This window comes from Vibrio sp. 2092, from assembly GCF_033339635.1.
In the GTDB taxonomy this organism is placed as follows: domain Bacteria; phylum Pseudomonadota; class Gammaproteobacteria; order Enterobacterales; family Vibrionaceae; genus Vibrio; species Vibrio alginolyticus.
On record NZ_JAWOUY010000003.1, the window covers coordinates 286,703 to 307,792 of the forward strand.

The following is a 21,090-nucleotide window of genomic DNA, read 5'->3' on the forward strand; positions in this document are numbered from 1 at the left end:
AAAAGGCTTGGTGAAAACCAAGCCTTTTTTGTATCTACAAGAGGAGAAGAGTAAGACACGCCACCTAATAAAGCGGCGCAAACGAACTATTTCGCGCTTTCTTCTTCCATTTGTGCGTTATCCACAACGTGGTTTTCACCTAAATCGTTTGGTAGCACAAGGTTAAGAATAATTGCCACGATACCGCATAGGCTCACACCTTGTAGACTGAACTCACCAATACCGAAAGCCATACCACCAATGCCAAACACAAGTGTTACGGCAACAATTACTAGGTTACGAGACTTATGTAAATCAACGTTATTCTTGATCAGTGTGTTGAGGCCTACCGTTGCGATGGAGCCGAACAGCAGAATCATGATGCCGCCCATAACAGGAACTGGAATCGTTTGAAGAACCGCACCTAGCTTACCTACCAATGCAAGTACGATTGCGGTGATTGCTGCCCAAGTCATGATCACAGGGTTAAATGCTTTGGTTAGCATTACCGCTCCTGTTACTTCACTGTAAGTGGTGTTTGGTGGAGCACCCACCATCGAAGCTGCGATAGTTGCCACCCCGTCACCTGCGATTGTGCGGTGAAGGCCTGGTTTTTTCAGGTAGTTTTTACCTGTAACGTTTGAGATAGCAAGCATGTCACCTACGTGCTCAACCGCAGGTGCGATAGCGACAGGAATCATGAACAAAATTGCGTTGATATTAAACTCTGGCGCGGTGAAGTTTGGCATGGCTAGCCAAGCCGCTTGTTCTACGGGAGTGAAATCAACCACACCGTAGAATAGAGAAACAGAGTAACCAGCAAGAATACCACCAACAATAGGAACGAGCTTCAAAAAGCCTTTTGCAAAAACGCTGAGTACAATGGTTGTGAGCAGTGAGACCGCCGAGATAATGATCGCAGCATCACCATTAACTAGCTGTGCAGCTCCATCACCAGTTTTACCTACCGCCATGTTCACTGCTGTTGGGGCAAGGCCAAGGCCGATAACCATGATCACAGGGCCAACGACAACGGGCGGGAGAATTTTATGGATAAATCCAACACCACGCACTTTGATCATCGCCCCTAGAGCCACATAAACTAAGCCCGCTGCCATCAAGCCGCCCATCGTTGCACCGATACCCCAAGTTTGGATACCGAACATAATAGGAGCAATAAACGCAAAAGAAGAGGCAAGGAAGATGGGAACAGAACGTTTAGTCATTAATTGGAAGAGGAGGGTACCGACACCGGCACCAAAGAGGGCTACGTTTGGATCAAGGCCAGTTAGGAGCGGCACAAGCACCAAAGCACCAAAAGCGACAAAGAGCATTTGAGCGCCTTGTAACGCGTTTTTCATAATAATTCCCTATTTTCAAGATACGCAGACAAATCCGGCGAATACTATCATCCTGCAATCGTTTGCAATGTTGCATAGATCAAACTTTCGATTGAATTTTTCCCATAAATAGCACTTTTGAGAGTTGCTTGCTTGCAAATTATCCTCTTTTACGTGTCTTGCGTGAAGATGAAAAATGGACAGCCTAACTTGTTGAGATAGCTTAATAAGCAATGAGTTTATTATAAAAAATAGCACTGAAGTGCTGGTTGAGGCCCGAGTTAACAAAGCTGGTCATAATACAGACAATTTACTCAGTACTTGCCTTGCTCAAGATTTGATAGTTGCTTATTATTCGGGTTCTTGTTCAGAGGATTATAAAAACTATGCGCTATTTAGCTCTCTTACTGATAGGTTGGTTGTCCCTACCAGTATATGCATTAACTCAGGTGGATATCTATCGTGCCGAAGTGGTTATCGACAGTGAGCAGAACGACGGTGAGTCTTTGGCTCGTCAACAAGGTATGCAGGATGTGATTGTTCGAGCGACCGGTTCTCAATCCTCTTTAAGCAATCCAGTGATTAAAAAGGCACTTAGCTCAAGTGCGCGTTACATTTCTCAACTAAGCTATGGGCAGGTTGATGGAAAAGCGAGCTTAAAAATGTTGTTTAACAACGACCAAATCAGCTCTCTTTTAACACAAGCACAATTGCCATCTTGGTCGCCAAATCGTGCCAATATTTTAGTTTGGATGGTTGAAGAACAGGGTTACGATCGTAACATTGCGTGGGAACATTCTGAATCTTCAAATGTTGCAGCACTTCGTAGCGCAGCGAAATTAAGAGGCCTACCAATCACTATCCCGGTTGGGGATTTTGATGATGTGACCGGTGTTAATGTCTCTGATCTTTGGGGCGGCTTTATTGAGCCAATTGGTCAAGCCAGCCAGCGCTACCCAGCTGACGCCGTTTTGGTTGTACGAGCTCAAGGTGAACAAATTCGTTGGACACTCTACGACCAGTCGCCAACGAGAATTGTAGAAGCGCAACGTTCTCCGCGTAGCGGGTCTGCATCAGGTGCTAATGCTATTGCAGAAATGGTGGATGGCATCGCAGACTACTATGCAAGTAAGAGTGCAGTTGTGGTTTCAGGAAAGTCTTCAAAAGCGCTAGCAGTGAAAGTCCTTAATGTAACCTCTGCAACGGACTTCTTCCGTTTAGAGAATGCGTTAAAACAACTTAATTCGGTTGCGGGTACAGAGATTAAGCGTGTTCAAGGGGACGAGTTAACGCTCAACATCCACCTTTTGGCATCACAACAAGCTTTTGAGAAAGAAGCTTCTTCTATTTCTCAATTAATGGTTTTTGAAGATCCTTTAGGTGAAGTTGATGCCCCAGCTTCAACTCAAGAAGAAGAGCCATTGGTTCAGAGTAATGAAGCAAAAGACGCCGCGACGCCAAAAGAAGCGCAGCCTGAAGTACCAGTAAATGTTGTGGCAGAAGCAAGTGACGAAACACAACCAACTCAGCCGATGATTGTGGAGCCTGTCCGAGAACAGTATGACTTGATCTACGAGTGGCGCTCGGCATCGTAATCTCCTTGGTAGCGTTCCAGGCGTGAAACGCAAGGATCAAACACCAATGTGGTAAGCATAAAAAAGAGTCGCAATAGCGACTCTTTTTGTTTTCTAAATTCGTATTCGAACCAATGATCAGTGATTGACTGCGATTGGCGTTATTTATTGAATTTCGCTTTTTCTTCTTTTTCTACTTGAGAGAGGCGTTTCAACTTAAGGCCTAGCTCTTTGCCTCTCGCTCTAGCAAACAAAATATTGCCAGCGAAACCGAGTGAAGTCAGTATCAGTTCCACTGCCGCAAGCCAGCGTTCACCCCCATCCACATAGAGGATGGTCAGCGCATGCAAGAAATACAGCATAAGAACAAAGTTAGCCCAAGCATGAGTGTAAGGCTTACCAGCTAAAATACCAGGCAACGGAAGTAGTAGCGGAATACACCAAGCAATAGCAAGTGTTGTGCTGCTGAGGTGAGGGTGAGGGGATAACGCAAGCTGCCAAATAGCGACCCAGGCTAATAAGGCTAAGTTGCCAAATAAAGCCAGGTAACGATAGGTTTTAGCCTGTGTACCGAGTGGTGTTTGGTCTAAAGAGTCAGACATCGATTAACTATCCTTGATTTTACTAACAGACTTTTAGTTTTAACGCTGCAGTTGCCAGCCTTTTGCCTAATTGTTGTGCCAGGCGAATCTCTTCACTGCTTAGGGTTGCCTCATGGCCTACACTGCTGGCGCCATACGGAGTGCCTCCGGACTGCGTAGTGTGTAACTCTGGCTCGGAATAAGGAATGCCCAAAACCATCATCCCATGATGTAATAAAGGGGTCATCATGCTTTGTAACGTTGTTTCTTGACCACCATGCATTGAGGACGAAGAGGTAAAGACACAAGCAGGCTTATCGATTAAGTCACCACTGACCCATAAAGATGTAGTCTGATCCCAGAAGTGCTTTAAAGGCGCAGCCATGTTGCCAAACCAGACGGGACTGCCAAACGCTAGACCGTCGCACGTTTTTAGTTCCTCTAGAGTAACAATTGGATCAGAAGGGGAGTGTGAGTGAGGTGACAATTCTTCAACTGTACGCAAAATTGCTTGGCATTGAGGAGTCGATTCGACTCCTCTTGCTATTTGTCTTGCCAGTTGTTTTGTCGAGCCATGACGGCTGAAATACAAAATAAGGATCTGGCAATCCATTTATAAAATATCCAACACTTGCTCTGGTGGGCGACCAATTTTTGCTTTGCCGTTAGCAACGACAACCGGACGCTCAAACAACTTTGGATTCTTCGCCATTGCTTCGAATAATTGCTCATCGCTGACGGAGTCTTCGCCTAAGCCAAGCTCTTTATATTCACTTTCTTTAGTGCGCATCATTTCACGTACAGATGAAAAGCCAAGCTGGGCGTACAGCGCTTTTAGTTCATCCACGTTAAGTGGTGTGTCTAGGTATTTGACGACTTCCGGTGTAACACCATTTTGCTCAAGCAGTTCAAGTGTTTGACGGCTCTTTGAGCAACGAGGGTTGTGATAAATCACGACTGACATGGTTTTCTCCATTTCGTTATTGTAATGCCATGAATCGATCTCTTTGGATCATGAGTTGGTCGATACGGGCATCGTATCGTGCTTGCTCTAAGCTGCCCAACTTGGCCATTTTACTTGCTTCACTATAATATTGAATCGCTTTATTCCAATTTGCTCGCAATGCCAAAATTTCTGCTCGAGTAGCCAACTCTTCATCGCTACGCCCCAGCGCGTGGTAGCTCTTCGATATTAGGTGCCAGCCATTTGTATCTTCAGGATAGTCATGAGTGTATCTTTGAAGAACTCGCGTGGCTTGATCGTTTTTATTGTCCTCAAGTAGCGCATTGGCGTAGTTAATGGTCAATACTTTATTTTGAGGGTTACGAGATAACGCTTTGCGGAGCATCTCGGTTGCTTTTTCTGGCTGCTTCTTCTCGATGTATAAATCCGTCATAGCGTCCAAGTAAAACGGGTTACTTGGGTCTTGTTCCAGTAACTTTTTCAAAATTGGTTCCGCTTGAGATAAGCGTTTATTGTCTAAATGCACGAGTGCTCGACCATAATCAAAAGCAGGTGTAATGTCCGCAGAGGCTTTCTTTTGGGTTCTCTCAAACCAGCTCAGGGCGGCTTGTCCATCAATGCCAGCGTAACGAGCCACAATGCGCGCGCGAGCTAGATGATAGTCTATTGAAGGCACAACACGCATTGGAGGATAGGTTCTTGCTCGCGCACGGCTATCGGTAATTCGATCTTCAGGCAGAGGGTGAGTCAGGAGCATTGGTGGCGGTTTACTCGCGTAACGATACTCATCAGCAAGACGGCCAAAAAACCTTGGCATTGCTTGAACATCAAAACCGGCTTTTGCTAGTGTCGAAATACCAAAGCGATCCGCTTCTTTTTCGTTTGCACGAGTGTAGTTGATTTGACTTTGCATGTTGCCCGCGGTTGCTGCTGTAATTGCAGCCATCCCCGCTTCGGGTGAGGCAATTGAAAGCAGTAGTGCCCCCGCAAGTGCGGCTAATGTGGCCGGAGAGCGGCGTGCTTGTTCTTCCATACTCCGAGCAAGATGACGTTGTGTGACGTGCGCTATCTCGTGAGCGACAACAGAGGCCAGCTCACTTTCTGAACGAGCATGAAGAAACAACCCAGAATGCAGCGCTACATAGCCACCAAAAAACGCGAACGCGTTGATATTACGGTCGCGAATCATAAAGAAGTGGAACGGCGTTTTTACATCATTCGCATTGGCCACTAATTTGTGCCCAAGAGAGTCAATATATTCATTGATGACAGGGTCATTAACGATAGGTTTACTGGCTCTGAGCATACGCATATAGGCGTCGCCATAAATCAACTCTTGGTCTATTGAAAGCGTGCCACCAGCAGCTGTGCCAATGTCTGGCAAGTCAATGCTATTGGCATAAGTTGTCGGCGAACTGATGGCAGCAGCAAGACATAAGCAAACTAGCGAGCGAGTGCGTTTTAACATACGTTTAAAAGGTTCTCCAAAATACATAAGCATGTGGTTACAGGTCGAGAGCCTATTAACAGCGCCACATACGTTTTGGTTATCCGTGAGGATATAAGCTAACAGTAAGACCGGAAATAAATGAATTGGTTTCGTAAATTATTTTATATCCGAGCTATTTCAGCATGTGGTTAAATCATGTCAGAAGTGCTAGCACCAGCTCAAAAAGCCGTTACAATACAACCCTATCATAAGTGCAGAGCAATACAATGGAATCCATGTTACTTGATTTGCGTGAGCAACGTTGTCCTATGGCACTGTTACTTGCAAAGCGTCATGCTGCTGAGGTCTTTCAAGGAGAAGCAAAGCAGTATCATCAACTTGTCATTCAAGTGGTGGACAACAGCTCTAAACGAGACATTGTGAACTATCTTAGTGCCCAAGGGTACTCGGTTGATTGCCAATCTACATCAGAGCACTACACATTGACTGTCTTCAATAAGGAATCCGCATAAGATGTTTGAAATGGTTAGTCGTTGGTATAAACGACGTTTCTCTGACCCTCACGCAGTAAGTCTCGTCGCGATCTTGCTGTTTGGCTTTATCACCATTTACTTCTTTGGACACTTGATTGCGCCATTACTTGTCGCGATCGTTTTGGCTTATCTACTTGAATGGCCAGTTGTCAAAATGTGTCGTATAGGCGTGCCGCGCACCTTGTCGGTTATTATCGTGATCTTGGTCTTTGTCGGGTTGATGTTAATTGCTTTGTTTGGCTTGGTTCCGACGATTTGGACTCAGGTCGGTAATCTAATTAACGATATTCCGAACATGTACAACGGGCTACAAAAGTTTATTGTCACATTGCCAGAGCGCCACCCTGAACTAGCCAATTTAGAAATAGTAGAAACCGTGGTGACGAACGCCAAAAACCAAGCATTGGGGCTGGGTGAAAGTGTCGTCAAAGGGTCGCTTGCTTCATTAGTTAGCATTGCAACGCTAGCGGTATATTTGATCTTAGTGCCACTTCTGATCTTCTTTTTGCTTAAAGACAAAGAAGAAATGCTGCGAATCGCAAGCGGTATTCTGCCGAAAAACCGTAAATTGGCGAATAAAGTTTGGCATGAGATGAACGAGCAGATATCAAATTACATTCGCGGTAAAGTGTTAGAGATTTTAATCGTGGGCGGTGTGAGCTACGTGACTTTTGCCCTTCTAGACCTTCGTTACTCGGCGTTGCTTGCCGTAGCCGTTGGTCTGTCGGTTTTGATTCCTTATATCGGTGCGGCGGCTGTTACTGTACCTGTTGCTATCGTTGGTTTGTTCCAATGGGGTTTAACGCCTCCGTTTTATTGGTTGTTGCTTGCTTACGGTATTATCCAGGCGCTTGATGGTAATGTCTTGGTTCCTGTTCTGTTTTCCGAGGCAGTAAACTTACACCCAGTTGCTATCATTGTGGCTGTATTAGTCTTTGGTGGGCTGTGGGGTTTTTGGGGGGTGTTCTTCGCCATTCCTTTAGCGACATTAGTCAAAGCCGTATGGCATGCATTACCAAGCACGGAAGAAAACGAACCTGTCGAACAAGAGTAGTTGTTACCAAAGGTACGATGGTTAAAAGAAAGCCCAGCAGTTTGCTGGGCTTTTTGTTTGTAGAAAAACAATAGCGTTTAAGCGTTTTCGTTTAAGTAGTTTAATACGACTTCGTGGTGATCTTTGGTTTTGAACTTGTTAAACACGTGTTCGATCACGCCTTCTTCATTGATCAGAAAGCTAATGCGGTGAAGACCGTCGTATACTTTGCCCATGAATTTCTTTTCGCCCCAAACGCCGAACTGGTCTGCAACGGCATGATCTTCATCTGAAAGCAGAGTGAAGTTTAAATCATCGCGCTCGATGAACTTGCCTAGGCGCTTTACAGGGTCGATGCTTACGCCGAGTACTACCACGTTATGTGCATCGAGTTCAGCTTTGATGTCACGAAGGCCTTTTGCTTGTGTAGTACAACCCGGCGTCATCGCCTTAGGGTAAAAGTAGAAAAGTACTTTCTTGCCTTTAAAGTCTTCAAGAGAAACGGTATTTCCGTCTTGGTCGAGCAAAGAGAAGGCTGGCGCTGGCGAGCCTGCTGTCAGCGTATTCATTTTGATTTCCTTTACTTTATAGTGTGTTTTTAATGAAATTCAGAGAACCTTGTACGTTGAGCGACTTACAAAGTTCATCGAAGTCTTCTTGTAACTGCATCAAATTAAAATCCGCGCTTACAGATGCAGTAATCGCAATATGAAACTGGTCAGAATCGAGTTGAATTTTCGACTTGCTGATGGTTTGCGCGCTAAGAGAGTCTAAACCAATCTGCTGATCAGCGAAGAACTTAGTAAATTTTTCAGTTAGCCCAGGGCGGTCTTCAGACTCAATAAACACTTCCATGGTGTAGCTGTTATCGAGCAGTTCGTGCGCCGCTGTGCGTTTCATGATCGTAATAAGGTCATGTTCTTGGCCAAGCAGGGGCAATTGCGTTTCAACTCGAGTCACGCTGCTGGCGTTCCCAGTCAGGAGCATGATCAGCGTAAATTCGCTGCCAAAGATAGCGATACGGCTATCGACTATGTTACAACCAGCTTGAGTAACGAGCTGTACGACTTGGTTACAAATGCCTGGACGGTCCGTTCCAACTGCTGTAAGTACCAGATGTTGCTTCATAAATGAGCTTCTTGTCCTTTCTTCAATAGAGAGATGTTAGCACAGATATTGCGAAGAAATATCGAGCCAGTTCTTTTTTAGTCTATAAAAAGCAGGAGGATGTTGAGGGGAGCGGTGGGGAAATAAACAGTAAATGCAGGCTACAGGATAAACAAAACGTTTGCATGATGTGCTTGCCTATTGTCTGGCCGTTTTATTCACTTAGATCTGACTTGGCTAACAAGACCAAAGAGTATATTTTCCTTGCTTGTGCTCTTCAGTATTTTCCAAATCACTGATAGATTCTAAAGTCACTCGAAAGCCCAACACGATTATCAATATTGCCGTTAATCAAACCAAATAGAGCAATTAAGTTGCTAGACCTCTAACAACTGGTAATTATTCATTCATTTGTACTTTGTAAGCGAGTTTACGCTCTTGTGTTTTTCAATCGCATTACAGTACCATGCAGAAAGAGTTAAATGAGGGAGATAAACATGTTTTCAGGAAGTATCGTAGCGCTGATTACGCCATTCAAAGCAGATGGCGAAGTAGACTTTGACGGTCTGCAAAAGCTAGTAGAGTACCACGTTGAAGCGGGTACAGACGGTATTGTGGCAGTAGGCACAACAGGTGAGTCAGCGACACTGACCATTGAAGAGCATGTAAAGGTCGTTAATAAAACTGTTGAGTTTGCCGACGGTCGCATCCCTGTGATTGCTGGCACGGGTGCAAATGCAACCCATGAGGCAGTAACATTTAGCAAATTACTGGCTGATTCTGGTATTGCTGGCTTCCTGAGTGTGACACCGTATTACAACAAACCAACTCAAGAGGGTTTGTTTCTACATTACAAGGCAATTGCCGAAGCGAGTGATGTGCCTCTAATTTTGTACAACGTACCAGGCCGTACTGCTGTTGATATGCAGCCAGAAACAGTGGCACGCTTGTCAAAGCTTGATAATATCGTAGCTCTAAAAGATGCAACGGGCGATTTGGAACGAATTGCAATTCATCGTGAACTTTGTGGCGAAGATTTTATCTTACTAAGTGGCGATGATGCGACAGGGCTGGATTTTGTGAAACTTGGCGGCAATGGTGTTATCTCGGTAACGAACAATATTGCAGCTAAAGACATGGCAGACATGTTCCATTTGGCAAGTGAAGGTAAGTACGAAGAAGCAGAAGCGATTAACCAACGCTTGATGACTCTACACAAAAACCTTTTCATCGAAGCAAGCCCTATCCCAGTAAAATGGGCAGCGCAAAAGCTTGGTTTGATTGAAGAAGGTGGTTTGCGTCTTCCTTTAACTACGCTTTCTGAAAAATCGCAGCCGATCGTCGAGCAGGCGCTAACAGACGCCCATATTTATTAAGATTGAGCTATTAAGATTGAGTTACTAGGATTGAAGTTCATACTGGGGGCCAAAGCGCCCTCGGTGTTTTAGGAGTATAGATGAAGCTTTCAAGCCAGTTAGTGTTAAGTTCATTAGCTGTATTCGTATTGACTGCCTGTTCAGGTGGTGCCAATCAACGTCGTCAAGCAAAAGATGACTTCGAGTATTTGAACTCCCCAAATTTGGGTGAGTGGAATGTCCCACAGGGTGCACAGCCTCAGTTTTACCCTAACTACGAGATCCCTCAGGGTAACTACGCTGGTGGTGTCGGTAAAGATGTCGACATTCGTCCACCTCAACAAGTCCTAGAGCTTATTCCCGGTGCACGTCTAGACCGCAGTAGTGATGGTGAAGTGACACTTTGGCTACTTCGTAAAGATGAACTAGATAAAGTTTGGCAAACGGTGCAAAACATGGTCGCGGCTAACGAGATTCCAGTTGAAAGCCAAACAGACTCTCGCATCGAGACAGGATGGGTGACTTGGGATTCGCCAGATGAAGAGCTAGAAATTGGCAGCCGATATGAAATCGTACGCGCTGAAGCAAATGGTCGACACGGCTTTAAGGTGAGCCTTATTGACTGGCGTGAAGGCAATCAAGTGAAAGAAGTAACGGCGACCAACCGTGAGCGCTACAATGTGTTCATGACGAACTTGGTCACCGCTCGCTACGATCAAGAAGTGCGTGAAGAAGCACAGCGTAAAGCGCAAGAGTTGGTTAAACAGATCCCAATCACAATGGGTAAAGACCGCAGCGGACTTCCAGTGATTATCGCGCGTGCGCAATACAACATGCTTTGGCAACGTCTGCCTAATATTCTACCTAAGATGGGCTTTAAGATTGAAGAGCGTAGCCAGTCTCAGGGCACAATCACTGCGAAATATGCATCTCCGGATGATGAATTCTGGAACGATATCGGCGTTAAACCAGTGGAGTTAGCCGCTGGTAAGTACACATTCTTACTTGGTGATTTAGGCAACCGTACGTCTATCAATATCACCGACTCCTCTGGCAAGCCAGTAGAAGAAGAGTTTTTGAAATCACTAGCGCCTGTATTGGCTGCAACAGTGAAGCAGTAAACAAAGCGAGCTTAACGCGGCGTGTTTACTTAATGATAGAAAAGGGACCTAGTGGTCCCTTTTTTGATGTTTAGATTAAATGTGTCGAGATGAAGCTGGTGAGTAACTAACGAGGCTCGTTTTTGTTTTTATCTTCTTCAGCGTAGCGCTGTTTATCCAATGTGTTCAGCTTATCTAAATCGTTCTTACGGCTTTTATCCATCTGACCAAACTTCATTTTTGCGGTATATTTGAGTGCGGCAATATTACCAATGACCACGCTCAACACTACAATAATAATGACCCAAGGATTGGTTAGTATTTCTATCATAGAGCCTCCGGCGGCGTGATATTGTGAATAAATTTGGCAACGACGTTATCCAAATTATTCAGTATGACGTCAATCCCTGCAATGTTGTCGGTCTGATTTTGTTTAATCAACTGGCTTCTGAGTACATCAAGCGTCAACTGCTCGAGGCATTGCTGCCCGACAGCGCGGTGACTAATGTGCCAAGGCTCAATCGAAACGCCACCTAAATCATGCTGATAAGGAAAGAAGAAACCGAACCGACCAAGGTTGGCTTTTAACCATTGGTAGAACGCCTGCTGGTGGCCTTCAAGATACTCCCAAGGTTCCAACTTGAGTTTTGTGTCAGCAGGCAATAAATTGCGCGCATAGACATCAAAATCACAACCCCAATGATGACGACTTCCTCCGGGCAATGCCGACCAGCGCAAAATGGCCATCAATTTCTCTTTGTCATTTAACTCTGTTTTATTCAAAGGGCGGGAGTTGATGTCGAGAATTGGCAACTCACCAGAAAACTTCCCGTTCCAGATGGCTTTTTGGCGATTAAAGTCACGAAAACCACTGGCGATTTCCATTTTGAAACCTGCTTCTGTTGCCGCTTCAATCATCTTTAGCAGATCGTCAGCCACTTCAGGGTGGAGTAGAAACGCTTTTTGATCCACTAAAGTGGATTGAAGATGGGAATCAGTGATTCCGGTGAGTTGCTCTGGTGTCATTGTGTTCTCGCTGATTACTTCGCCAATAGGTGCTTCAACGTGTTTTCGTACATGTCCGTCAACTTTTCAAGATCGTCGACTTTCACACACTCGTTCACTTTATGAATCGTAGCGTTAACAGGGCCTAACTCTACGACTTGACCTCCCATTCGAGCAATAAAACGACCATCAGAAGTACCGCCAGTTGTAAGTAGCGCTGGCTTCGTATCATTGACTTCGGCCACAGCAGCTACAACTGCGTCTAGCAGTGCGCCCGTATCGGTCAGGAATGGGTCACCGTTGAATGTCCATTTTAGGTCGTAGTCCAGCTCATGCTTGTCCAATGTTTCGGTAACACGCTGAACAATTGCGTCATTGTTAAGCTCAGTACTAAAACGTAGGTTGAACTGAACATGGAACTCGCCAGGAATAACATTAGACGCACCAGTGCCAGCCGATACATTCGGGATCTGAAAACTAGTCGGTGGGAAGTAATCATTCCCTTTGTCCCATTCTGTCGTCGCGAGTTCATGAATCGCGAGTAGAGACTCGTGCACTGGATTGCTGGCTAGGTGAGGGTAGGCCACGTGACCTTGTGTTCCTTTTACCGTTAAATCACCAGTGATGGATCCACGGCGTCCATTTTTCACTACATCGCCAACCACGTCGGTGCTGGATGGTTCACCAACAATACACATATCGATGTTCTCACCACGTTCCATCAACGTTTCTACAACGCGAACGGTACCATTGATAAATGGCCCTTCTTCATCTGACGTAATCAAAAAGCCAATTGAGCCTTTGTGGTCTGGGTTTTCTTCAATGAAGCGTTCGACAGCAACGACCATAGCAGCTAGCGACCCTTTCATGTCAGCTGCGCCGCGGCCATGCAAGTAACCATCAATAATGGTCGGTTCAAACGGATGTGTATTCCAGTGTTCCAATTTGCCAGCTGGTACCACATCGGTGTGGCCAGCAAACGCAAATAGCGGCGCTTCTGAACCACGTCGAGCCCAGAAGTTCGTGGTGTCTTCAAATACCATCACTTCAATTTCAAACCCGAGTGCTTTTAAGCGCTCGATCATCAAATCCTGACAACCTGCGTCTTCCGGCGTTACGGACTGTCTACTGATCAGATCTTTAGCAAGTGCCAATACTGGACTGTCTGTCATCCTTGAGTATTCCTTTATTTAAGAGTTGAAAATGCTAGCGTATTGATCAGCTTTAAAACCGATATGAAGTTGATCATTCACTTTTAAAATTGGGCGTTTAATCATCGCAGGGTTTTCTACCAAAAGAGCGATGGCGTTTTCCTCGTTAAGTGTGTCTTTCTGCTCTTGCGCTAATTGGCGGTAGGTTGTGCCACGTTTATTGAGCACCTGTTCCCAACCTAAAGCGCGACAAAATTCACTTACCATTTCTGCATCAATGCCTTGCTTACGGTAGTCATGGAAGTCGTAAGCAATATCCTCGGCTTCTAACCATTTCTTGGCTTTTTTGATCGTATCGCAGTTGGGAATACCAAACATGGTAATCGACATAGTCTTTCCTTTTTCTTTGTTCTATTTTTCACTGGCGCGGTTAAGACGCACTTAAGTGATTTGGGCTGTTAAAGCATCCTATCAAGAAGCAATCAAACTGACAAAATGCGGTGGAAAATATTTTCAGATAGATTGAGATAACTAATGTCACGCAACTTATTTACGATGAATGCGCTATAAATCGAATAAAAATTCGTCTAAATCAAATGGAAAAGTCGAGTTATTGATCAAACGCAACACCTCGCTGAGCAAAAACGAAATAATGAATCAGCACAATTTTAGGAGGTGTCAATGGAATTGAGTCCTGTTTTTGCAAGGCGGCTATATTTGGCCTTGTTGGTGGAAAACCTAGAAAGGCCGAATGTGCCAAAGTTGATCGAAAAAACGGGGTGGCCTCGTCGTACTATTCAAGATGTACTCAAGGCGTTACCTGGGATCGGCATTGAACTCATATTCGTTCAAGATGGCCGACGTCATAATGACGGCTATTATCAACTTTCAGATTGGGGGCCTTTTGATAGCCAATGGGTTCTAGAGCGGGAGAGAGATATCGCTAGCAGTCTTGGATTTCGTGCATAAGCCAGCAATTGCTGGCTTTTTTCATATTCAGGCCTCATCCATTGCAGCGGTAGGCGGAACCCAGTACGCTAAATGAAGTGATAAAATCTTGTGGGGAAACCATAAAAACGGTGTCCGCATCGATAGCCGCTGCATTGTTTTTTAAATCGTTCATCGCGCCTTGCATCATCGCGTCATTAGTCATGAAAATGTAGTTATACCAATGGCCTTCACTTCCGGTGACTTCGCCTTTGTATTCGCATCGCTCAGGGTCGAATTGCGCGTCAATGCGAATATGAACATCTTGACTTTGAGCATGAGTAAGGTGAGAAGGCATCGTGCAACCCGTTAGAAGCACGACAAAAAGTCCAAGTAACAGGCGTTTCATTAGCTATTTCCCCAATACTATGTAAGCAGCAAAGCCAATCCAGCTCAGAACAAGTAGTGTCCAAGGCAGTTTGCTTGATGAATGGTTTGGCGCATCGTCGGTGATATTGTCTTGTTCGATAATCTCTTCATGCTGACGTTGTTTTTCACGTTGCTGTTTTTTCTTCGCTTTATCGGCTTGGCGGTTGCGCTCTTTTTGTTGTTTCTTATATTGCGCGATGCCTTTTTCGATACCTTGAGCGATGAGTTTGGTTTGCTCTTTGGTTTGCCCCGGTTTCTGCGTGGATTTGGCAATTCTCATCGCTTCGGCTTGAGTTTCTTGAGAAGGCACAGGGGTGGCAGGAGTTCTTTTTTTCATGTTTCTCATCAACGTCGCTGTAAATCTTTGTTTAGTTTACCTGTGTAAGGTGCTGAAATGAACTTCAGTTCTCATCTTTGTTGGCTTGCAACTCTGAAACGATAGGTTAAAGTGACGTTTTTATCACATAAAGAAGAAGATGTTGTGCGCTATTCGTTTGACCAATATGACGCCCATGGATTTTTAAAGGCGCCGATCATTTTATGGGTGGGATGGATGTTTCTTGTGCGTTCATGGGTGGTGTTTGCCATGGCTGGTGTAAGTCGTGATAGTGGCAGTAAGCTACTCGCTATTGTTTACCCATATTCAAGTACGTTGTATTTAGGTTTGGCGATGGGCATTCCAAGTTTGCTTCTTATGTGGTTAATGGGGCTTCGTCATCCCGACAGAGGATGGGTAAACAGAATTACTCGCTATGGTCGCGAGATCACTTTGATCTTGTGCGGTATTCAACTTGCTCAGACCATGTATCATGTGTACCTAGAACATGGAGTGTTTAATTGGGCAAACGCCCTTACCATTACCTTATTAGCTTGGTTTATGATCTATCTTCTAAATGGAAGATGGGTAAAAGACTGTTTTCAAGTGCCACAATTGGCGCACGATGAACAGCAGCATTCAAAGAATTAAAAACAATAACTTCCCACTCTGGGGCAAAGTAATAGAGGAAACCTCAATGTCACAAGCTCAAACGGCGATCGTGCCAGAAGCCGGGCCATTTGCACTGTACACTCAACTCAAAGTGAACCAAAACCGTGAAAACGTATTAGAAAAACTGAAAGCACTACCAAAGTTGGTGGAAGAGTTAAACATTACCCAGCCGGGTGCAGCGCTGACGCTTTCTATCGCATTCACAAAATCGTTTTGGGAACACCTTAATGTAGACGCGCCAGAAGAGCTTATTGATTTTACTCAACTTGGCGAAGGTGACATCGTTGCTCCAGCAACAGACGTAGATGTACTGATTCACTGTCACTCGACTCGTCACGACTTGCATTTTTACGTGTTGCGTAAGTTCCTAGAAGAGACGGCACAAGATGTCACCATTGTGGACGAAACATATGGGTACCGTTACCTTGATGCTCGTGATATGACAGACTTCATTGATGGCACAGAAAACCCGAAAGGGGAGGCTCGCGCTGATGTGGCTCTAGTAAAAGAGGGCCCATTTGCTGGAGGCAGTTATGTTATGGCTCAGCGCTTTGAACATAACCTTGCCGCTTGGAATCGATTGAATGTCAAAGCGCAAGAAAAAGTGATTGGTCGTACCAAGTCAGACTCTATCGAGCTAGAAGACGTTCCTGCTGCATCACACGTTGGTCGCGTTGATATCAAAGAAGAAGGTAAAGGTTTGAAGATTGTTCGCCACAGCTTACCATACGGGACGGTGACAGGGCCTCATGGCCTGCTGTTTATTTCTTACTGCAATACACTTCATAACATTAAAGTGATGCTAGAAAGTATGTACGGCGTGACAGATGGTAAAACAGACCAAATGCTTCGTTTCACAACAGCGGTAACTGGTGCGTACTTCTTCGCTCCTTCGCAAGAAATGCTCGCGGAGCTAGCCATCAAGTAAGTTCTCAGACTTCATTTCTTAAGCCCTCCAATGGAGGGCTTTTGTTTTCTATTTCTATTCCAATCTCTTTTCAAAAAACACTAAACTTTTCTGTTACTTGGTCGATAAGTACTCAAAGCCTTAATTTTAGGACTCTTTATTCGTGGCGATCACCGTTAATACCAATGTTGCAGCACTTGTCGCACAGCGTCACTTGACCAGTGCAACGGATATGCTGAATCAATCCATGGAGCGTTTGTCTTCAGGGAAGCGTATTAATAGCGCAAAGGATGACGCTGCGGGTCTGCAAATTTCCAACCGCTTGCAATCACAAATGCGTGGTTTAGATGTTGCGGTTCGCAACGCGAATGACGGCATTTCCATCATGCAAACTGCGGAAGGCGCGATGAATGAGGTGACCAATATCATGCAACGTATGCGTGATTTGTCGCTACAGTCAGCCAATGGTTCAAACAGCAAAGCGGAGCGCACTGCACTGCAAGAAGAAGTCTCTGCTTTAAATGATGAGTTAAGTCGTATTGCAGAAACCACATCTTTTGGTGGACGTAAATTGCTGAATGGCACATTCGGTACATCGTCTTTTCAAATCGGTGCAACGGCTGGTGAAGCGGTACAAATTGGCCTGCGGACCATGCAGCCGGAATCTTTAGGTAGCTTTTCAATGAGCTCATATCAAAGAGTCAGTTCAGATTGGACGGTTCAAAACGGAAATAATGAAATTGTTATCAGCTACCGTGATAACAATTTTGAAGAGCAGGAGATCCGTATTGAAGCTAAAGCTGGCGACGATATAGAAGAACTCGCGACTTACATTAACGGGCAGACCGATAAAGTGAAAGCGTCTGTTAATGAAGAGGGGCAACTGCAGTTACTCATGTCCCACAAGGACGCCATAAAATACCCTGGACCAACCTTCAGTGGTGGCCTGGCTGATGAGTTAGAACTTGGCAAGTATGTCACCGTAAATAGAACGGTAGATAGTATTGATATTAGCACGGTCGGTGGCGCTCAGATGGCGGTCGGCATTTTAGATGATGCTTTGAAAACGGTAGATGGCAGTCGTGCGGAGTTAGGCGCGTATCAAAACCGCTTTAATCATGCGATCAATAATCTCGATAATATCCACGAAAACTTAGCCGCTTCCAACAGTCGTATCCAAGACACTGACTATGCCAAAGAAACTACGCAAATGGTGAAGCAACAGATTTTACAACAGGTCAGTACCTCTATTCTGGCGCAAGCAAAACAAGCGCCAAACCTAGCATTGACCTTGCTTGGCTGATGAACGGCCTTGCCCGAATTTAACGTAAAACCTGCCTGTATCGACAATTCGAAAAGAAGCTTTAGCGAAAAATGAAAGTTTTTTTGCTTTTTTATCCGCTTTGTCACGATTACCCCTCCAAACGAATTATTTTCAAAAAAATCCAAAATTTTCTCTAAAGAAAACAGGGCATGCGCCGTTAATAAAAGTAACTTTGAGAGAACTACTTGGTTTTCCGAGACGTCGGAAACCGCTACACCGGAAAATCAATTGGAGAAATCACCATGGCAGTGAATGTAAACACTAACGTATCAGCGATGACCGCTCAGCGTTACCTAAACAACGCAAACTCAGCTCAACAAACTTCTATGGAGCGTTTGTCTTCGGGTTTCAAAATCAACAGCGCAAAAGATGACGCTGCGGGTCTACAAATCTCGAACCGTTTGAACGTACAAAGCCGTGGTTTGGATGTAGCGGTTCGCAACGCGAACGACGGTATCTCGATTGCACAAACTGCTGAAGGTGCAATGAACGAGACCACTAACATTCTTCAACGTATGCGTGATTTGTCTCTGCAATCAGCAAACGGTTCAAACTCGAAAGCAGAACGTGTTGCGATTCAAGAAGAAGTGACCGCACTCAACGACGAACTAAACCGCATCGCAGAAACAACCTCTTTCGGTGGTAACAAGCTGCTAAACGGTACCCACGGCGCGAAATCGTTCCAAATCGGTGCGGATAACGGCGAAGCGGTAATGCTTGAGCTAAAAGACATGCGCTCAGACAACAAAATGATGGGCGGTGTAAGCTACCAAGCAGAAAGCGGTAAAGGTAAAGATTGGAACGTTGCCCAAGGCAAGAATGACCTAAAAATCAACCTAACGGACAGCTACGGCCAAGAGCAAGAAATCAACATCAGCGCAAAAGCGGGTGACGATATCGAAGAGCTTGCGACTTACATTAACGGCCAAACTGACCTAGTGAAAGCCTCAGTAGACCAAGACGGTAAACTGCAAATCTTCGCTGGCAACAACAAAGTTGAGGGCGAGGTCGAGTTTTCAGGCGGTCTATCTGGTGAACTAGGTCTGGGCGAAGGCAAAAAAGTAACGGTAGATACTATCGACGTAACCTCAGTTGGTGGCGCACAAGAATCTGTTGCTATCATCGATGCGGCACTGAAATACGTAGATAGCCACCGCGCAGAGCTGGGTGCATTCCAGAACCGTTTCAACCACGCAATCAGCAATTTGGACAACATTAACGAGAACGTGAATGCGTCGAAGAGCCGTATCAAAGATACTGACTTCGCGAAAGAAACGACGGCAATGACCAAGTCACAAATTCTATCGCAAGCGTCAAGCTCAATCCTTGCGCAAGCGAAACAAGCGCCAAACTCAGCGCTAAGTCTGCTAGGTTAATTTCAAACCTAAGACGAGAACCTCATTGGCTCGTGGTGAGAGATGAGCGAGTAAACCCAGCTTCGGCTGGGTTTTTTTCTGTCTTTTGGGGCCCCAGGGTTTCTGCGAATCACGACATTAGAGCTTCATCACATTTCAGTAAGCCAAAGAAAATAATCGCAAAAAATTGAAAATTTCTTCTAAAGGATATTCATCGGTCGCCGTTAAAGGGACTGAGAGAAATGAGATGTACCTAAGTGAGGTGAGAGACACGACGGTACATTCACTAAAGCCTTAAGGAGATCAATTATGGCGATTAACGTTAATACTAACGTTTCTGCAATGACTGCACAGCGTTACCTAAACCAGGCAGCTGACGGTCAACAAAAATCAATGGAGCGTTTGTCTTCGGGTTATAAAATCAATAGCGCGAAAGACGATGCTGCAGGTCTACAGATTTCAAACCGCTTGAATGCACAGAGCCGTGGCCTAGACATGGCAGTGAAAAACGCAAACGACGGTATTTCTATTGCACAGGTTGCTGAAGGTGCAATGAATGAATCTACCAACATCCTACAACGTATGCGTGATCTTTCGCTTCAATCTGCGAACGGTTCTAACTCAAAAGCAGAACGTGTAGCGATCCAAGAAGAAGTAACAGCGCTAAACGACGAGCTAAACCGTATTGCTGAAACTACCTCTTTCGGTGGTAACAAGCTTCTAAACGGTACTTACGGTACTCAATCTTTCCAAATCGGTGCGGACTCAGGTGAAGCAGTGATGCTTTCTATGGGTAACCTACGCTCAGACACTTCAGCAATGGGTGGTAAGAGCTACGCAGCAGAAGAGGGTAAAGACGCATCTTGGACTGTTGGTGAGAAAACAGAGTTCAAAATGAGCTACACCAACAAGCAGGGTGAAGAGAAAGAGCTATCAATCAGCGCTAAGCAAGGCGATGATATTGAACAGCTAGCGACATACATCAACGGTCAAAACGATGATGTAAAAGCCTCTGTTGGCGAAGATGGCAAACTACAAGTATTTGCTTCTTCTCAAAAAGTTGAAGGTGATGTTGAGTTTTCTGGCAACCTAGCAGACGAGATCGGCTTTGGTGGTCCGAAAGACGTAACAGTGAAAGACATCGACGTAACCACAGTAGCTGGCTCTCAAGAAGCAGTAGCGGTTATCGACGGCGCTCTTAAGTCCGTAGACAGCCAACGAGCTTCACTCGGTGCTTTCCAAAACCGCTTCAACCACGCAATCAGCAACCTAGACAACATTAACGAGAACGTTAACGCGTCTAAAAGCCGTATTAAAGATACTGATTACGCGAAGGAAACCACTGCGATGACTAAGTCGCAAATTCTTCAGCAAGCAAGTACTTCAATCCTGGCTCAAGCGAAGCAGTCTCCATCTGCAGCGCTAAGCTTGTTGGGCTAAGTGGTAAACCCAGCCTGAGGTCAACACCTTAGTGGTGGGGCACCAAAGCGATAGATTCTATCGTTAGCCCATAAGGTGGAAGGGAGATTGTAATGGATATATCCTCCTACGCATCGAACATCCAGCCTTACGGCACGCCAAATGGCACAAAGTTTGCAAATAAAAATGGCAATGATATAGGCACGTCTAGCCCTGCAAATTCAAATGGTGAGATTTCGCCGCAAAAAGCGAAAAACACCGAATACGACTTCTCTGTTCAAGCTGCGATCGAGATGGCTGAAAGCCGTCAAGAACTGAACAAAGAAGAACGTGAAAAATTGGTCGCACAAATGAATGAATTTGTAACGTCCATAAACAAAGGAGTCGCATTTCGAGTGGATGAAGAATCCGGACGAGATGTGGTGACGATTTATGAAGCCAATACCGGTGACGTGATTCGTCAAATTCCTGATGAAGAAATGCTAGTGGTATTGCGTCGCCTAGCTGAGCACACAGCCAACAGCGGGTTGTTGACTGAAAAAGTGTAAGTCGTTTTTAGAGGTGATTTG

General features: G+C 45.1%; 25 protein-coding genes. 12 read left to right on the top strand and 13 right to left on the bottom strand.

Features of this window, described 5'->3' with window-relative positions; all coding sequences use genetic code 11:
- Nucleotides 1-86 precede the first annotated feature (86 nt).
- On the bottom strand, nucleotides 87-1,340 hold the full coding sequence (locus R7P80_RS07725) for a uracil-xanthine permease family protein (RefSeq protein ID WP_005389855.1): 1,254 nt from the start codon (nucleotides 1,338-1,340) through the stop codon (nucleotides 87-89).
- Nucleotides 1,341-1,705: 365 nt separating this feature from the next.
- Here R7P80_RS07725 and R7P80_RS07730 point away from each other — a divergent pair, with 365 nt between their 5' ends.
- On the top strand, nucleotides 1,706-2,914 hold the full coding sequence (locus R7P80_RS07730) for a DUF2066 domain-containing protein (protein WP_033907510.1): 1,209 nt from the start codon (nucleotides 1,706-1,708) through the stop codon (nucleotides 2,912-2,914).
- Nucleotides 2,915-3,054: 140 nt separating this feature from the next.
- Here R7P80_RS07730 and R7P80_RS07735 read toward each other — a convergent pair whose 3' ends face one another.
- The 4 genes from R7P80_RS07735 to R7P80_RS07750 are packed head-to-tail and all read right to left on the bottom strand — an operon-like array spanning nucleotide 3,055 to nucleotide 5,906.
- The gene (locus R7P80_RS07735; RefSeq protein ID WP_005380407.1) at nucleotides 3,055-3,495 is read right to left on the bottom strand and encodes a DUF2069 domain-containing protein; all 441 of its coding nucleotides are present in this window, start codon (nucleotides 3,493-3,495) and stop codon (nucleotides 3,055-3,057) included.
- A 22-nt stretch (nucleotides 3,496-3,517) separates the two neighbouring features.
- Nucleotides 3,518-4,087, bottom strand: coding sequence for an NAD(P)H:quinone oxidoreductase (gene wrbA / locus R7P80_RS07740; RefSeq protein ID WP_005380409.1), 570 nt, complete (start codon nucleotides 4,085-4,087; stop codon nucleotides 3,518-3,520).
- Nucleotides 4,088-4,438 carry an arsenate reductase (glutaredoxin) gene (gene arsC, locus R7P80_RS07745; RefSeq protein WP_005380410.1) on the bottom strand — a complete coding sequence of 117 codons (351 nt, stop codon included), beginning with the start codon at nucleotides 4,436-4,438 and terminating at the stop codon, nucleotides 4,088-4,090.
- Nucleotides 4,439-4,454: 16 nt separating this feature from the next.
- Nucleotides 4,455-5,906 (bottom strand): tetratricopeptide repeat protein, encoded by a 1,452-nt coding sequence (locus R7P80_RS07750; protein WP_225491506.1) that lies wholly within the window; start codon nucleotides 5,904-5,906, stop codon nucleotides 4,455-4,457.
- 257 nt (nucleotides 5,907-6,163) lie between these two features.
- On the opposite strand from R7P80_RS07750, the gene R7P80_RS07755 reads away from it, so the two are divergent.
- Nucleotides 6,164-6,400, top strand: coding sequence for a sulfurtransferase TusA family protein (locus tag R7P80_RS07755; RefSeq protein WP_005380414.1), 237 nt, complete (start codon nucleotides 6,164-6,166; stop codon nucleotides 6,398-6,400).
- 1 nt (nucleotide 6,401) lies between these two features.
- The gene (locus R7P80_RS07760; RefSeq protein ID WP_005380416.1) at nucleotides 6,402-7,475 is read left to right on the top strand and encodes an AI-2E family transporter; all 1,074 of its coding nucleotides are present in this window, start codon (nucleotides 6,402-6,404) and stop codon (nucleotides 7,473-7,475) included.
- A 77-nt stretch (nucleotides 7,476-7,552) separates the two neighbouring features.
- Here the strand turns inward: R7P80_RS07760 and bcp are convergent, their stop codons facing one another.
- Both bcp and R7P80_RS07770 read right to left on the bottom strand, forming a co-directional pair.
- A complete protein-coding gene (gene bcp / locus R7P80_RS07765; protein ID WP_005380418.1) occupies nucleotides 7,553-8,023 on the bottom strand; it encodes a thioredoxin-dependent thiol peroxidase in 471 nt (156 codons plus the stop codon).
- 16 nt (nucleotides 8,024-8,039) lie between these two features.
- Nucleotides 8,040-8,582: a glycine cleavage system protein R gene (locus R7P80_RS07770; RefSeq protein ID WP_005380420.1), complete on the bottom strand. Its 543-nt coding sequence runs from the start codon at nucleotides 8,580-8,582 to the stop codon at nucleotides 8,040-8,042.
- Between the two features lie 476 nt (nucleotides 8,583-9,058).
- Here R7P80_RS07770 and dapA point away from each other — a divergent pair, with 476 nt between their 5' ends.
- Both dapA and bamC read left to right on the top strand, forming a co-directional pair.
- Nucleotides 9,059-9,937 (top strand): 4-hydroxy-tetrahydrodipicolinate synthase, encoded by an 879-nt coding sequence (gene dapA, locus R7P80_RS07775; protein WP_005380422.1) that lies wholly within the window; start codon nucleotides 9,059-9,061, stop codon nucleotides 9,935-9,937.
- Between the two features lie 80 nt (nucleotides 9,938-10,017).
- Nucleotides 10,018-11,037 (top strand): outer membrane protein assembly factor BamC, encoded by a 1,020-nt coding sequence (gene bamC / locus R7P80_RS07780; RefSeq protein ID WP_005380424.1) that lies wholly within the window; start codon nucleotides 10,018-10,020, stop codon nucleotides 11,035-11,037.
- Between the two features lie 106 nt (nucleotides 11,038-11,143).
- Here bamC and R7P80_RS07785 read toward each other — a convergent pair whose 3' ends face one another.
- The 4 genes from R7P80_RS07785 to R7P80_RS07800 are packed head-to-tail and all read right to left on the bottom strand — an operon-like array spanning nucleotide 11,144 to nucleotide 13,562.
- Nucleotides 11,144-11,347 (bottom strand): DUF2897 family protein, encoded by a 204-nt coding sequence (locus R7P80_RS07785; RefSeq protein ID WP_005380425.1) that lies wholly within the window; start codon nucleotides 11,345-11,347, stop codon nucleotides 11,144-11,146.
- Nucleotides 11,344-12,042 (bottom strand): M15 family metallopeptidase, encoded by a 699-nt coding sequence (locus R7P80_RS07790; protein WP_042521432.1) that lies wholly within the window; start codon nucleotides 12,040-12,042, stop codon nucleotides 11,344-11,346. Before R7P80_RS07790 ends, R7P80_RS07785 begins: the two co-directional genes overlap by 4 nt.
- Nucleotides 12,043-12,056: 14 nt before the next feature.
- Nucleotides 12,057-13,193, bottom strand: a complete 1,137-nt coding sequence (dapE, locus tag R7P80_RS07795; RefSeq protein WP_005380429.1) for a succinyl-diaminopimelate desuccinylase — start codon at nucleotides 13,191-13,193, stop codon at nucleotides 12,057-12,059.
- Nucleotides 13,194-13,211: 18 nt separating this feature from the next.
- On the bottom strand, nucleotides 13,212-13,562 hold the full coding sequence (locus R7P80_RS07800) for an ArsC family reductase (protein WP_005380431.1): 351 nt from the start codon (nucleotides 13,560-13,562) through the stop codon (nucleotides 13,212-13,214).
- Between the two features lie 291 nt (nucleotides 13,563-13,853).
- On the opposite strand from R7P80_RS07800, the gene R7P80_RS07805 reads away from it, so the two are divergent.
- Entirely contained in the window at nucleotides 13,854-14,141 is a 288-nt protein-coding gene (locus tag R7P80_RS07805; protein ID WP_005380433.1) for a winged helix-turn-helix domain-containing protein, read from the top strand.
- Between the two features lie 34 nt (nucleotides 14,142-14,175).
- Here R7P80_RS07805 and R7P80_RS07810 read toward each other — a convergent pair whose 3' ends face one another.
- Together R7P80_RS07810 and R7P80_RS07815 are read right to left on the bottom strand one after the other, a co-directional pair.
- Nucleotides 14,176-14,508 (bottom strand): DUF4156 domain-containing protein, encoded by a 333-nt coding sequence (locus tag R7P80_RS07810; RefSeq protein ID WP_005380435.1) that lies wholly within the window; start codon nucleotides 14,506-14,508, stop codon nucleotides 14,176-14,178.
- Nucleotides 14,509-14,511: 3 nt separating this feature from the next.
- Nucleotides 14,512-14,865, bottom strand: coding sequence for a DUF2956 domain-containing protein (locus tag R7P80_RS07815; protein WP_005380437.1), 354 nt, complete (start codon nucleotides 14,863-14,865; stop codon nucleotides 14,512-14,514).
- A gap of 144 nt (nucleotides 14,866-15,009) precedes the next feature.
- On the opposite strand from R7P80_RS07815, the gene R7P80_RS07820 reads away from it, so the two are divergent.
- The 6 genes from R7P80_RS07820 to flaG all read left to right on the top strand — a co-directional run bounded on the left by R7P80_RS07820 (nucleotide 15,010) and on the right by flaG (nucleotide 21,069).
- Nucleotides 15,010-15,495, top strand: a complete 486-nt coding sequence (locus R7P80_RS07820; protein ID WP_054702723.1) for a DUF2919 domain-containing protein — start codon at nucleotides 15,010-15,012, stop codon at nucleotides 15,493-15,495.
- A 46-nt stretch (nucleotides 15,496-15,541) separates the two neighbouring features.
- A complete protein-coding gene (locus tag R7P80_RS07825; RefSeq protein WP_213891844.1) occupies nucleotides 15,542-16,444 on the top strand; it encodes a Dyp-type peroxidase in 903 nt (300 codons plus the stop codon).
- Nucleotides 16,445-16,586: 142 nt separating this feature from the next.
- On the top strand, nucleotides 16,587-17,726 hold the full coding sequence (locus R7P80_RS07830) for a flagellin (RefSeq protein WP_005380443.1): 1,140 nt from the start codon (nucleotides 16,587-16,589) through the stop codon (nucleotides 17,724-17,726).
- Between the two features lie 263 nt (nucleotides 17,727-17,989).
- Nucleotides 17,990-19,123, top strand: a complete 1,134-nt coding sequence (locus tag R7P80_RS07835; protein WP_005382039.1) for a flagellin — start codon at nucleotides 17,990-17,992, stop codon at nucleotides 19,121-19,123.
- A gap of 288 nt (nucleotides 19,124-19,411) precedes the next feature.
- Nucleotides 19,412-20,542, top strand: a complete 1,131-nt coding sequence (locus R7P80_RS07840; RefSeq protein ID WP_005380449.1) for a flagellin — start codon at nucleotides 19,412-19,414, stop codon at nucleotides 20,540-20,542.
- Between the two features lie 92 nt (nucleotides 20,543-20,634).
- Complete coding sequence (gene flaG, locus R7P80_RS07845) at nucleotides 20,635-21,069, top strand: flagellar protein FlaG (RefSeq protein WP_005384493.1); 435 nt, start codon at nucleotides 20,635-20,637, stop codon at nucleotides 21,067-21,069.
- Nucleotides 21,070-21,090 lie beyond the last annotated feature (21 nt).